Consider the following 12,635-nt stretch of genomic DNA (forward strand, 5'->3'; position numbering starts at 1 on the left):
AGTGCGGATCGTCGGTGGTGAATTTCGCGGCCGGTCTCTGGCCACGCCCAAAACAAGCGACATCCGGCCGACCATCGACCGGACGCGTGAGAGCCTGTTCAACATCATCGGCCACGTCTATCCGCAGGCACTGGATGGCGGCCGGGTGATCGACCTTTTCGCCGGGACCGGCGCGGTCGGGCTCGAGGCGTTGTCGCGCGGCTGCAAGAGTGCGCTCTTCGTCGAGAACGGCGTCGAGGGCAGGGGCCTGTTGTGGGAGAATATCGACAGCCTCGGCCTGCATGGCCGGGCGCGCATCCTGCGCCGTGATGCCACCAAGCTCGGCACGGCCAACAATATCGAGCCGTTTCATTTCCTGTTCGCCGACCCGCCCTATGGTCAGGGGCTCGGCGAGGGCGCAATGCTTTCGGCCCATGCCGGCGGCTGGCTCGCACCCGGAGCCCTTGCCATTCTGGAGGAGCGGGCCGACATCAATCCTGCCGTGGATGCGGTCTTCAAGTTTTTGGAGAGCCGGACGTTCGGCGATACCCGCATGGATTTTTTCCGCTACCAGCCGGCCTGAGGTCAGAGGAATGAACACAAGGCTTGCAGTTCCCGATCTCGAAGCCGTCAGAGCCAAGGGCGGCCTGACGTTTGCGGTTGCTCTCGGCGGCGGCGGCGCGCGCGGCCTGTCGCATATCCAGATCATCGAGGCGCTCGACGAACTCGGCATACGGCCGGTGGCGATTTCCGGCTCGTCGATCGGCGCGATCATCGGTGCCGGCATGGCGTCGGGCATGACCGGACGCGAGATCCGCGAATACGCGCTGGAGACGGTCGGCCACCGCGGCACCCTCTTGAACAAGCTCTGGGGTCTCGGCCCGGCGACCATGCGCGACAAGCTCGGCGGTTTCCGCTTCGGCCAGTTCAATCTCGAACTCATCCTCGATGCCTTCCTGCCGCCGCAGGTGCCGGAGGATTTCGCCGATCTCGAAATCCCGATGAAGATTTCGGCTACCGATTATTACGGCCAGGCGGAGGTGATCCTCGAACAGGGCGAGCTGCGCACCGCGATCGCGGCGTCTGCCGCCATTCCCGGCCTGTTCATGCCGGTCCGGGTCAACGGCCGGGTGATGATCGATGGCGGCGTCTTCAATCCCGTCCCTTATGAGCAGCTGATGGACGTTGCCGACGTGGTGATGGGGGTCGACGTGGTCGGTGCGCCGGAAGGCGACGGCACCCATGCGCCCAATCGCATCGACAGCCTGTTCGGCGCCAGCCAGCTGACCATGCAGGCAAGCATAGCGCTCAAGCTGAAGCTCAATCCGCCCCAGATCTTCCTTCGGCCATCGGTCAACCGTTTCCGGGTGCTGGACTTCCTGAAGGCCCGCGACATCCTTGACGAGTCCGAGCACGTCAAGGATGAGCTCAAGCGCGCCATTGACGCGCTTCATGCGGCAGCAGCCGAAGCCTGACGTTTGAGCTGCTACGCGGCCTCGGTTTTCCGGACAGCGCTGAAAACATTGCGGCCGATCCTGCGTGCGATCTCCGACGGGAAGTCGGGTCTGTCCAGCTCTTCTTCCAGGAGAAGCTCGGATGCCATGACCGGCGCGCCGCAATAATCGAATATTCCGTGATCGATCTGCGTCCTCATCGCGCCGAAATAACCGTGCCGCGCATAGGTGCGCATGTCGGCGCCGCCGATCGCGACCAGATGGATGGGGAGGTGGCGAAGTTTCTTCACCACTTTGGCGCCTTGCCCATCGTCATAGGCCCAGCCGTTTGCGAAGACGCGATCGATCCATCCTTTCAACAGCCCCGGCATCGACCACCAGTAGACGGGATAGACGAGCACCAGTGCATCGGCGCGGTCGATCCTCGCCTGTTCGGCCGTGACATCCGCCGAGGGTGGTGCCTCTCTGCGATGCGCCGCGAGATCCGCCTGTGTAAACCTGGGATCGAAGCCCTCCGCCGCAAGGTCGGCAATTTCAAAAGAGCCGCCGGACATGGTGATGCCCTCGGCGAGATGGGCGGCGACGTTGTGGGTGAGGGATCCGGGTTCGGGATGCGAAACGACGATCAGCGCGTGCATGGCGAAAACTCCTGCTGGCAGATTGAAACTCACGGGCAGTGGTTATATACTTTTAGTAAGTTACTTTTGGTATATAGTCATGTCAAGCACCGAAATGAAAGAGCCGGCGCGTCTCCGGCAGCGCCTCTCGCGGCAGGGAAGGCGCCAGCAGTTGATGGAGGTTGCGTGGCGCATCGTCCGCGAAGAAGGCACGGATGCCCTGACGCTTCCCCGGCTGGCGGAGCAGGCGGGTGTCGCAAAGCCTGTCGTCTACGATCATTTCAGCACCCGGCCCGTTCTCCTGGCCGCGCTTTATCAGGATTTCGACAGCCGCCAGACGGCCATCATGGACGCGGCACTGCAATCGAGCGGGCCGACGCTCGCCGACCGGGCCGCGGTCATCGCCTCCTCCTATGTGGACTGTGTCCTGTTGCAGGGCCGGGAGATACCGGGCGTCATCGCCGCCTTGGAAAGCTCTCCCGAACTTGAACGGATCAAGCACGAATACGAGGCCATTTTCATGGAAAAATGCCGGCTTGCGCTTCTCCCGTTCGCAGAGGCCGGTCACATAGCGTCGCCCGGGCTCTGGGCCATGCTCGGTGCCGCCGAAGCGCTGTCGAACGCTGCCGCCAGCGGCGACATCACGGCGGCAGAGGCCAAGGCCGAGCTTTTCGAGACGATCGTCGCGATGGTCGCAAGAGGGAGCGCCGGCCGGCCCTAGCCGTTCTCCGCCGTCGCCGGTTCTGCGCTCAGTTCGTCGGCGTCCACCACCATCGACCGTTTCGGCTTGATCAGCGGTTCCGGCCGGACCGGGCTGTTGAACAGCATCTCGCGGCCGGCGCCGAGCCCCTGGACGGCCTGGATCTGCAGCCGCTCCTCGTCGCGCTGGCGGATGTCGTCGCCGATCTCGTCGGTCTCGTTCTCGCTCATGCCGAGCGCTTCGAGCGTCTTTTTCCCGAACAGCAGGCCGGATTCCAGGGTCTCGCGCAGCTCGTATTCGACGTTCCGATCCCGCAGCGACAGAGCATGGATACGGTCGTAGGAGCGGACATAGAGGCGCACGTCCGGAAACTGCGAGCGGATGAGATCGACGATCTGGTCGGTCGTCTCGCGTTTCTGGGTGGTGACGGCGACAATCTTCGCCTTTTCGATGCCCGACGCGATGAGCACGTCCCGACGCGTCCCGTCGCCGAAATAGATACGGAAACCGAAGGACGCGGCCTGGCGAATGCGGTCTGCGGAATCGTCGATGACGGTCACCTCGCGGCCGCCGGCCAGCAGGATCTGAGCGGCGATCTGGCCGAAACGCGAAAACCCGATCATCAGCACGTCGGCCCCGGCACCGTTGAAATCCTCCTCCAGTTCCTCGCGGCTCTCGCCGTTGAGGAGCCGTTTGGAAAGTGCCGCACCGAAGGGTGTAAGCGCCATCGACAGCGTCACGCCGGCGATCAGCAGCGAGGCGGTGGCCGACGAGAACAGGCCGCTCGCCGTTGCCGTGGTGAACAGCACGAAGCCGAATTCGCCGCCCTGCGGCAGCAGGAAGGCTATGCGCACCGCATCATTGTGCGGCGAGCCCCAGAGCCGGGAGAGCCCGTAGACGATCAGCGCCTTAAGCGCCATGAAGATCGGCACCGCGGGCAGGATGAAGAAGATGTTGTCGAGGATGACATGGACTTCCAGCGACAGGCCGACGGCCATGAAGAACAGCGCCAGAAGCAGGCCGCGGAAGGGTTCGATATCCGCTTCCAGCTCGTGCCGGTAGGAGGATTCGGCCAGCATCACGCCGGACAGGAAGGCGCCCATAGCCATCGAGAGGCCGACGGCCTGCATCGCCGCCGCCGATCCCAGCACCACCAGCAGGGCTGCGGCGATCATCACCTCGCGCGCACCGGTGCGGGCAATAATCTGGAACATCGGCGTCAGGAGATAGCGGCCGGCAATCACCATGGCGCCGACCGCTCCGACCGCGATTGCAAAATCCAGAAGCGGCGAGGCTTCCGTCTCCGTGGTCCCGGGCGCCAGGATGGTAATCAGTGCCAGCAGCGGCACGATGGCGAGATCCTGGAACAGCAGCACCGAAAACGATCGCTGGCCGTGTCGGCTGTTCATCTCGCCGTCGTCGTTGAGGATCTGCAGGGCAAACGCCGTCGAGGACAATGCAAGGCCGAAACCAACGATCAGGCTGCCGCGCCAGTCCGCCATGTTGCTCAGATAGGCCAGTCCGGTCAGCACCAGTCCCGAGATCACCACCTGCGCCGGTCCGAGGCCGAACACGTCGCCGCGCATCTGCCAGAGACGCGAAGGCTTCAGTTCGAGCCCGATGATGAACAGCAGGAAAACGACGCCGAATTCGGCGAAATGCAGCACTTCTTCCGTTTCGACGATCTGCTGCATGATCGGCCCGATGACCACGCCGGCGGCGAGATAACCGAGCACCGTGCCGAGCCCCAGCTTTCTGAACACCGGGGCGGCGATCACTGCGCCGGCAAGCAGGAGAAGCATTTGGGAAAATAGCGAGCCGGGAGCGGTCATGCGGGATACTTTCAGTCTAAGGTGGGAAATCAAGAATCGGCGAGCCGCCCTTGATGCTTCTGACAGTGCACAATAAATGGGACGAGAATGAAAGGCTTGCAATCATGACCTCTGAAATCGATTCCGCCGAACTGCTTTCCCGCGCCAGCCAACTGATCGATCTAGCCAAGGCCGCGGGAGCGGATCAGGCGGATGCGGTCGTGGTTCGCTCCCGGTCCCGTTCCGTCAGCGTCCGTCTCGGCAAGGTCGAGGGCACGGAAGCGTCCGAGAGCGACGATTTCTCGCTCCGCGTCTTCGTCGGCCGGCAGGTGGCGAGTGTCTCGGCCAATCCCGGCTTCGACATGAAGGTGCTTGCCGAGCGCGCCGTCGCCATGGCCAAGGTCTCTCCCGAAGATCCTTTCGCCTGCCTTGCGGACGAAGCCGATCTCGCCAGATCCTATCCGGACCTCGAGCTCTACGACCCGACCGATGTGCCGACCGATGCATTGCGCGAAGCGGCGCTCGAAATGGAGCAGGCGGCGCTCGACGTTGAGGGCGTCACCAATTCCTCCGGTGCCGGCGCATCGTCCGGCATGGGTGGGCTCGTGCTCGTCACCTCCCACGGCTTTTCCGGAAGCTACATGGCATCCCGTTTCGGCCGCTCCGTCAGCGTCATTGCCGGCGAGGGCACCAAGATGGAGCGCGACTACGATTTCGACAGCCGCCTTTATGCCGCCGATCTCGACGACCCGAAGCTGATCGGCCTCCGCGCCGGCGAGCGCGTCGTCAAGCGCGTCAATCCGCGCCAGGTCGATACCGGCAGCAACGTCACCGTCGTCTTTGATCCGCGCATCGCCCGCGGTTTCGTCGGCCACATCGCCGGCGCCATCAACGGCGCGTCCGTCGCCCGCAAGACCAGCTTCCTGCGCGACAAGATGGGCCAGCAGGTGCTGAAGGCCGGGCTCAGCATCACCGACGATCCGCTGATCGTGCGTGGTTCCTCTTCGCGTCCTTTCGACGGCGAGGGCGTGTCCGGCGAGCGCATGGTGATGATCGAGGACGGCGTCCTGAACCATTGGTTCCTGTCGACCTCGACCGCGCGCGAGCTCGGGCTTGTCACCAACGGCCGCGGCGTGCGCGGCGGCACGGCCGTCTCGCCTGCCTCCACCAATCTGGCGCTGGAGCCAGGCGACATCTCACCCGAGGACCTGATCAGGTCGATCGGCAACGGTTTCTACATCACCGAGCTGATCGGCCAGGGCGTCAACATGATCACCGGCGAATACTCGCGCGGCGCGACCGGCTTCTGGATCGAGAACGGCGAACTTGCCTATCCCGTTTCGGAAGTAACGATTGCCTCCAACCTCAAGGACATGTTCATGCGCCTGACGCCGGCCAACGACATCGACCGAAAGTTCGGCGTCGCCTCCCCGACCATCGCCATCGAGGGCATGACGCTGGCGGGACGCTGATCCCGATGACGGTTGCCGAAGCCTGGGGCCAGGATCTCGAACTCATTCTCGACGCGGCGCGCCAGGCCGGCGACATCGCTCACGGATTTTTCGGCCGCTCGCCTGAAGTCTGGTGGAAGAACGAGGGCAAGTCGCCGGTCAGCGCCGCCGACTTCGCCGCCAACGACCGGCTGCAGAGCCTGCTCCTGATGGCCCGGCCGAACTACGGCTGGCTTTCCGAGGAAACCGACGACGATGTCGCCCGGCTCAGCTGCGAAACGCTCTTCGTCGTCGATCCGATCGATGGCACCCGCGCCTTCATCAACGGCGAGAACACCTGGTGCGTCTCGGTCGCCGTCGTGCATCGCGGCCAGCCGGTGGCCGGTGTTCTTGTGGCACCGGCACTCGACGAGGAGTTTTCCGCGGTGAAGGACGGGCCAGCGCTGAAGAACGGCCGGCCGATTTCCGTCACCGTCGCCCGCAGCAATGGCGAACTGGTCATCGCGGCCGACGAGAATCTCGTCAAGAAATTCGAGCCGGAGTTCCGCGACGAAGTCCGCCGGGTGCGGCATGTGCCGTCGCTCGCCTATAGGCTCGCCATGATCGCCGACGGCAGCATTGACGGCACCGTCGTCAAGCGTGCCTCCCACGACTGGGATCTGGCGGCCGCCGACCTTATTCTCGAACGGGCGGGCGGCCTCCTTGTTGATCTTGCCGGCAGCCGGCTTGTCTACAATCGCGAGACCGTCAGCCACGAAATGCTGGCCGCCGGCGCCGAACACGCGCTCCACAGCCTTTTACCCCAGCTCGCGAGGCTCGCTCCGGGTTGACCTTTCCATGGGAATGCAGCAGAGGAAGAGCCGGGGGAGCTGGAACGGACGGAATATCGGACAATGACGGAAACGGGCGAAAAGAAACAACTTCTGCACCTGGTCTTCGGTGGCGAACTGCAGAGCCTGGAGGGCCTTCAATTCAAGGACCTTTCGGCGCTTGATATCGTTGGCATCTATCCGGATTACGCGAGCGCGCTGATCGCCTGGCGGGGCAAGGCGCAGCAGACGGTCGACAACGCCCATATGCGGTATTTCATCGTCCATATGCACCGTCTGCTCGATCCTGATACTAAGTCGGCTTGAGATAAGCCTCGCGTTTTACAATGTGCTCGCAATGCTGGTCCCTCGCCTGGTATCGATCCCGGGGACCCTTTTTTGACGCATTTGTAAAACACAAAAAACTGGGTTACGGATGAGCAATCGGAGGGTCTATCACATTGATGGCGGCCATCACGCATCGGGGGCAAACACGGTGAGCAAGTTTTCTGCGCGCCTGGCTCTCGTTGGTTACCGGGTGGCCGGTATTTCCCTTTATCCCCTGGTCGGCCCTTACCTTGCCTATCGCGCCATGAAGGGTAAGGAAGACAGGACCCGCAAGCTGGAACGGCTCGGTTATGCAAGCCTTGCCCGCCCTCGTGGCCCGCTCATCTGGGTGCACGCGGCAAGCGTCGGGGAAACCATCGCCATCATGCCGATGATCCGCCAACTGCGGCGCCGTGAGATCCACATCCTTCTGACGACGGGCACCGTCACCTCCGCAAATCTCGTCCGGTCACGGCTGGCCGACGAGGTGATCCACCAATACGTGCCGCTCGACCTGAAATTTCCGATCAAGCGGTTCATCGCCTACTGGAAGCCGGATGCCTGCATCACGGCGGAATCCGAGATCTGGCCGACCACCATCGCCGAACTCGCCCGCCGCCGCATTCCGCAGATCCGCGTCAATGCCCGCATCTCCGACCGCTCCTTCGATCGCTGGCGCAACCGCAGCTCGATCGCGGAAGCCATCTTCGGCAAGATGGCTCTGGTGGTCGCTCAGTCGGATCTGGATGCCGAGCGCTTCCGTGATCTCGGCGCCTGGCCTGTCATCGCTTCCGGCAACCTGAAGAGCGATACCGACCCGCCGCCCTGCGACGAGGCAGTGCTGGCAAGCTATCGCAAGCAGATCGGCAGCCGCCGGACCTGGGCGGCGATCTCGACTTTCGACGGTGAGGAAAAGGCGGCGGCGACCGTCCACAAGGCGCTGAAACCGAAGAACGGCCAGCTGACCATTCTCGTGCCGCGCCACCCCGATCGCGCCGACGCGGTCGAAGAAATGCTGAAGGAAGCGGGCCTGACCGTGGCGCGCCGCTCGCGCAACGACGTTGTGACGCCGGAGACCGACGTTTTTCTCGGCGACTCGATCGGCGAAATGGGGCTTTACCTGCGTCTGACCGAGATCGCCTTCGTCGGCAGGTCGCTGACGAACGAGGGCGGGCAGAACCCCTTGGAGCCGGCCATGCTCGGCTGCGCCGTGCTTTCCGGCCCGCATGTCCAGAATTTCCGCGATGCCTACCAGCATCTGGTGCGCAAGGGCGGTGCCCGCATCGTCAAGGATGTGGAGATGCTGGCAAAGGCGGTCCATTACCTGATGATCAACGATCTCGCCCGCGTGAAGATGATCGATTCCGGCCATGACGCGATGGACGAGATGCGCGGTGCGCTGTCGAAGACGATCAAGGCGCTGGAGCCCTATGTCAATCCGCTGACGGTCAGCGCCAGGCTGCAGCCGAAAGCCGCCGCCGTTCGATGACCCCGGAAAAGCTCGCACACATCGCCGGCATCCTGTTCGACAAGGACGGCACGTTGTTGCTCTATGACGAGAGCTGGGGACCGGTGAACCGCGAAGCGGCCCGCATCGCCTCTGCCGGCGACGCCGAGCTCGAACCGCAGCTTCTGTTTTCTGGCGGCATGGACCCGGTATCCGGCCACACCCGGCCGGACAGCCTGCTGGCCGCCGGCAACGCCGCCGAGATCGCCGCGGGATTTGTCGCCGCCGGTTCGCCGCTAGAGGTGGGTGAACTCACCCGGCTGCTCGACGACCTCTTTATCCGTTCGGCTGAATTTTCCGTGGCCGTCACCGATCTGGCGGCACTGTTTGCCAAGCTCAAGACACGGGGCTTCAAGCTCGGCATCGCCTCCAGCGACAACGAGCAGGCGATCCGCCAGACCGCCATCCGCTTCGGCATCATCGATCATGTCGATTTCATCGCCGGCTACGACAGCGGTCACGGCGTGAAGCCGGAACCCGGCATGGTGCTCGGCTTCTGCCGTGCCACCGGGCTCGATCCCGCCGAGGTCGCCATGGTCGGCGACAACAATCACGACATGCATATGGGTGCGAGCGCGGGCGTCGGCCTGAAGGTCGCGGTGCTGACCGGCACCGGCTCCCGCGAAACGCTGTCGGCATCGGCGGATATCTGCCTTGCCGATATTACCGCGCTCATGGACCTTCTGCCGGAAAAGCTTCACGCCTGAAGCGGGCTCCGGTTTCAAAGACTTGCCTTTTTTCCAAAACTGCCATTTTGTTCGCGGGCTGTTTCAGGACGGATCAGCCGGAGTTTGGGTATGGTATCGGAAGCACCGCCATTCTGGTGGACGAAAGCGGATTGGCGTGCCTGGGGCCTTGCCCCCGTTTCGTTTCTTTATGGCCGTATCGCCGGCCGCCGCATGGCCAAAGCCAGGCGCGCCAGCATTCCCGTGCCGGTCATCTGCGTCGGCAATTTCACGGTCGGCGGCGCCGGCAAGACCCCGACCGCCATCACCCTTGCACGCGCCGCTAAAGAAAAGGGCCTGAAGCCCGGTTTCCTCAGCCGCGGTTACGGCGGTTCGCTTGACGTCACGACCGTGGTCGATCCCGAGCATCACTGGGCCGAGGCGGTGGGCGACGAGGCGCTATTGCTCTGCCGCGAGACGTTGACGGTGATTTCCCACACCCGCGTCGAGGGGGCTCATCGACTGGTCGCCGAAGGCGCCGACCTGATCATCATGGACGACGGTTTCCAGAGCGCCCGCCTGGCGCTGGATTTCGCCCTCGTCGTTATCGACACGGTGCGCGGCATCGGCAACGGCCATCTCGTGCCGGGCGGGCCGGTGAGGGCGCCGATATCCGAGCAGATGCGTCAGCTCTCGGCGATCCTCAAGGTCGGCAACGGCGAGGCGGCCGACCAACTGGTGCGCCAGGCCGCCCGGGCCGGCAAGCAGATCCATGTCGCGGCGCTGAAGCCGCGCGAAAATCGCGACATCGCCGGCAAGGCGCTGTTCGCCTTCGCCGGCATCGCCGATCCGGAAAAATTCTATCGTACCGTCAGAGAAGTCGGCGGGCTGGTCGTGGAAAAGCGCGACTTCCCCGACCATCACTATTTCAGCGAGGACGAGATCTCGGACCTCCTGGATGATGCCGCCAAGGACAAACTGACGCTCGTCACCACCGCCAAGGATGCGGTGCGGCTGCAGGGACATCACGGGCGCATGGAGGAACTGGCGAAAAAGGTAAGCGTGGTCGAAGTCGACATGGCGTTCGACGATCCGCAGGCACCCGGCAAGATCATCGATACGGCGATCGCCAATTTCCGAGAGCGGCGTATCAGGGAAGGAAACGCCGCGAAGGTTTAGCCGCGGCTCTGGTTGGGCAGAATGCCGGCGCGCTTGTCGGCTTCCAGCGAGGAGGCGCAATCGACATAGGGTTCCTGCCGGGCGACGCTCCAGTACCGCAATTCGTCGATCGGAATTTGCGCCCCCGTCATGGCGCATATGACGTAGGAGCCGGCGGTCAGGATCTGGTAGTCGCCATCGAGATACCGGATCTTCGCTTCGCGGAATCCGCTTCCCTCGAACCGGTTCATCTGTCGTCTCCTGCGGAAAAACATGGTGCCTGCTCTACCCCGATTGAACCTGAATTGCCAGCTTTTTCAGCTTCGGCCGAAGAGCCGCTCGATGTCGGAAAGCTTGAGTTCGATGTAGGTGGGCCGGCCATGGTTACAGGTACCGGAGCCGGGCGTCGCTTCCATTTCCCGCAACAGCGCGTTCATCTCCTCCGGCCTCAGCCGTCGGCCGGAACGCACCGAACCGTGGCAAGCCATGGTGGCGGCGACATATTCGAGCTTGCCGCGCAGGCCACCGGCGGTGTTCCATTCGGCGATCTCGTCGGCCAGATCGCGAACCATCGAGGCCGCATCGACTTCGCCGAGCATGGCGGGCGTCTCGCGCACCGCGACAGCGCCGGGACCGAAACGTTCGATCGCCAGGCCCAGCCGGTCGAGTTCCGTCGCATTCGCCATCAGCCGGTCGCAGTCTTCCTCGGGCAGGTCGATGATCTCCGGGATCAGGAGGACCTGGCTCGCCAGCCGCTTGTTGTCGAGCGCCTTGCGCATCGCTTCGAACACCAGCCGTTCATGGGCGGCGTGCTGGTCGACGATGACAAGCCCGTCTTCGGTCTGGGCCACGATATAGTTTTCGTGAACCTGCGCGCGGGCGGCACCCAGGCGATAGCGCGGCGCGTCTTCGCCAGCGGTCCTCGGAGCGGGTTCCGCGATCACCGTATCGGCACGGGCTGTCGGCATGGTCAGCACGTCGAAGCCGGATTGGGCCTGTTCGGCAAAGCCGTTGGCCGGCTGCGGATAGAGAGGTCTGAACGGCGAGGCCGCAGCCGCCCAGGGGGGGCGCGGCGCGGCGTTAGCCGGTTGGAAGCCGGGTCGGAAGGCGCGCATCATGCCCGACGTTCCGGTCGTCGCCGCCCGGTCGCCTTCGCGATGCAGCGCCTCGCGGATCGCCCCGACGATGAGGCCCCGCACCAGGCCGGGATCGCGAAAACGCACGTCCGACTTCGCCGGATGCACGTTGACGTCCACCAGCGCCGGATCGATCCTGATCGACAGGACCGCCACAGGATAGCGGCCGGAGGGAACGCTTTCCGCATAGGCGCCGCGCATGGCCGACAGGATCAGTTTGTCCTGCACCGGCCGGCCGTTGACGAAGGCATATTGATGCGCCGAGTTGCCACGATGGAAGGTCGGCACGCCGACGAAGCCGGAAAGCCCGACATCTTCCCGCATCGCATCGATCTCGATCGCATTGTCGCGGAAATCGGCACCGAGGATCTGCGCCATGCGGGCGAGATGGTCGTCGCCGGTCGCCGGGAATTCGAGCGTCGTGCGATCGGACCCGGACAGCACGAAGCGGATATGCGGGAAGGCGATCGCCATGCGCTTGACCACTTCGGTGATTGCGCCGGCCTCGGCCTTCTCGGTCTTTAAAAATTTCAGCCGCGCCGGCGTCGCAAAGAAGATGTCGCGCACCTCGACGACCGTGCCGGTATTGGCCGGTGCCGGCTTCACGCCGCTCATCTTGCCGCCGATCACCGCCACCTGCGATCCTTCCGAATGACCGTCGCGGCGGCTGGTGATGGTGAGCTTCGCCACCGAACCGATCGAGGGCAGAGCCTCGCCGCGGAAGCCGAGCGTGCGGATGTCGTCGAGCGTCTCGGATATTTTCGATGTGCAGTGCCGCCGCACCGCAAGATCGAGATCGGCCGCATCCATGCCGGAGCCGTTGTCGGTAATCCGGATCAGGCTTTTGCCGCCGGCGGCGGTGGCGATCTCGATGCGGGTCGCGCCGGCATCGATGGCGTTTTCGATCAGTTCCTTCGCGGCGCTGGCGGGCCTTTCGATGACCTCGCCGGCAGCGATCTGGTTGATCAGGGTCTCGGGGAGCTGTTTGACGGACATGCGCCATTTTCCCGGATTCGGCGCC

The 12,635-nt window shown here is 64.0% G+C and carries 13 protein-coding genes; 9 read left to right on the forward strand and 4 right to left on the reverse strand.

Translation table 11 applies throughout. The features are described 5' to 3' along the window. Window position 1 precedes the first annotated feature (1 nt). A complete protein-coding gene (gene rsmD / locus C5J24_RS13915) occupies window positions 2-562 on the forward strand; it encodes a 16S rRNA (guanine(966)-N(2))-methyltransferase RsmD (RefSeq protein WP_046630955.1) in 561 nt (186 codons plus the stop codon). A 10-nt stretch (window positions 563-572) separates the two neighbouring features. Continuing rightward, window positions 573-1,454: a patatin-like phospholipase family protein gene (locus C5J24_RS13920; protein WP_105418610.1), complete on the forward strand. Its 882-nt coding sequence runs from the start codon at window positions 573-575 to the stop codon at window positions 1,452-1,454. A gap of 11 nt (window positions 1,455-1,465) precedes the next feature. Here the strand turns inward: C5J24_RS13920 and C5J24_RS13925 are convergent, their stop codons facing one another. Further along, entirely contained in the window at window positions 1,466-2,071 is a 606-nt protein-coding gene (locus C5J24_RS13925; RefSeq protein ID WP_105418612.1) for an NAD(P)H-dependent oxidoreductase, read from the reverse strand. A 79-nt stretch (window positions 2,072-2,150) separates the two neighbouring features. On the opposite strand from C5J24_RS13925, the gene C5J24_RS13930 reads away from it, so the two are divergent. After that, window positions 2,151-2,771, forward strand: a complete 621-nt coding sequence (locus tag C5J24_RS13930; protein ID WP_105418614.1) for a TetR/AcrR family transcriptional regulator — start codon at window positions 2,151-2,153, stop codon at window positions 2,769-2,771. Here the strand turns inward: C5J24_RS13930 and C5J24_RS13935 are convergent. Next, window positions 2,768-4,582, reverse strand: coding sequence for a monovalent cation:proton antiporter-2 (CPA2) family protein (locus C5J24_RS13935; RefSeq protein WP_046664620.1), 1,815 nt, complete (start codon window positions 4,580-4,582; stop codon window positions 2,768-2,770). The two genes, C5J24_RS13930 and C5J24_RS13935, sit on opposite strands and share 4 nt — an antisense overlap. A gap of 104 nt (window positions 4,583-4,686) precedes the next feature. On the opposite strand from C5J24_RS13935, the gene C5J24_RS13940 reads away from it, so the two are divergent. The 6 genes from C5J24_RS13940 to lpxK all read left to right on the forward strand — a co-directional run bounded on the left by C5J24_RS13940 (window position 4,687) and on the right by lpxK (window position 10,499). Then, a complete protein-coding gene (locus tag C5J24_RS13940) occupies window positions 4,687-6,033 on the forward strand; it encodes a TldD/PmbA family protein (protein WP_105419063.1) in 1,347 nt (448 codons plus the stop codon). Between the two features lie 5 nt (window positions 6,034-6,038). Then, complete coding sequence (locus C5J24_RS13945; protein WP_105418616.1) at window positions 6,039-6,842, forward strand: 3'(2'),5'-bisphosphate nucleotidase CysQ; 804 nt, start codon at window positions 6,039-6,041, stop codon at window positions 6,840-6,842. A 63-nt stretch (window positions 6,843-6,905) separates the two neighbouring features. Further along, window positions 6,906-7,148: a DUF4170 domain-containing protein gene (locus C5J24_RS13950; RefSeq protein WP_046630968.1), complete on the forward strand. Its 243-nt coding sequence runs from the start codon at window positions 6,906-6,908 to the stop codon at window positions 7,146-7,148. Between the two features lie 169 nt (window positions 7,149-7,317). Continuing rightward, window positions 7,318-8,637, forward strand: coding sequence for a lipid IV(A) 3-deoxy-D-manno-octulosonic acid transferase (gene waaA, locus C5J24_RS13955; RefSeq protein WP_105418618.1), 1,320 nt, complete (start codon window positions 7,318-7,320; stop codon window positions 8,635-8,637). Continuing rightward, on the forward strand, window positions 8,634-9,362 hold the full coding sequence (locus tag C5J24_RS13960; RefSeq protein WP_105418620.1) for an HAD family hydrolase: 729 nt from the start codon (window positions 8,634-8,636) through the stop codon (window positions 9,360-9,362). The genes waaA and C5J24_RS13960 overlap by 4 nt, the downstream gene beginning before the upstream one ends. Window positions 9,363-9,452: 90 nt before the next feature. Then, window positions 9,453-10,499, forward strand: a complete 1,047-nt coding sequence (gene lpxK, locus C5J24_RS13965) for a tetraacyldisaccharide 4'-kinase (RefSeq protein ID WP_105418622.1) — start codon at window positions 9,453-9,455, stop codon at window positions 10,497-10,499. Here lpxK and C5J24_RS13970 read toward each other — a convergent pair. Further along, complete coding sequence (locus C5J24_RS13970) at window positions 10,496-10,729, reverse strand: DUF2093 domain-containing protein (RefSeq protein WP_046630976.1); 234 nt, start codon at window positions 10,727-10,729, stop codon at window positions 10,496-10,498. The genes lpxK and C5J24_RS13970 overlap by 4 nt on opposite strands. A 66-nt stretch (window positions 10,730-10,795) precedes the next feature. Next, window positions 10,796-12,610, reverse strand: coding sequence for a DNA mismatch repair endonuclease MutL (gene mutL, locus C5J24_RS13975; RefSeq protein ID WP_105418624.1), 1,815 nt, complete (start codon window positions 12,608-12,610; stop codon window positions 10,796-10,798). Between the last annotated feature and the right edge of the window lie 25 nt (window positions 12,611-12,635).

Source organism: Neorhizobium sp. T25_27 (assembly GCF_002968565.1).
GTDB lineage: Bacteria > Pseudomonadota > Alphaproteobacteria > Rhizobiales > Rhizobiaceae > Neorhizobium > Neorhizobium tomejilense.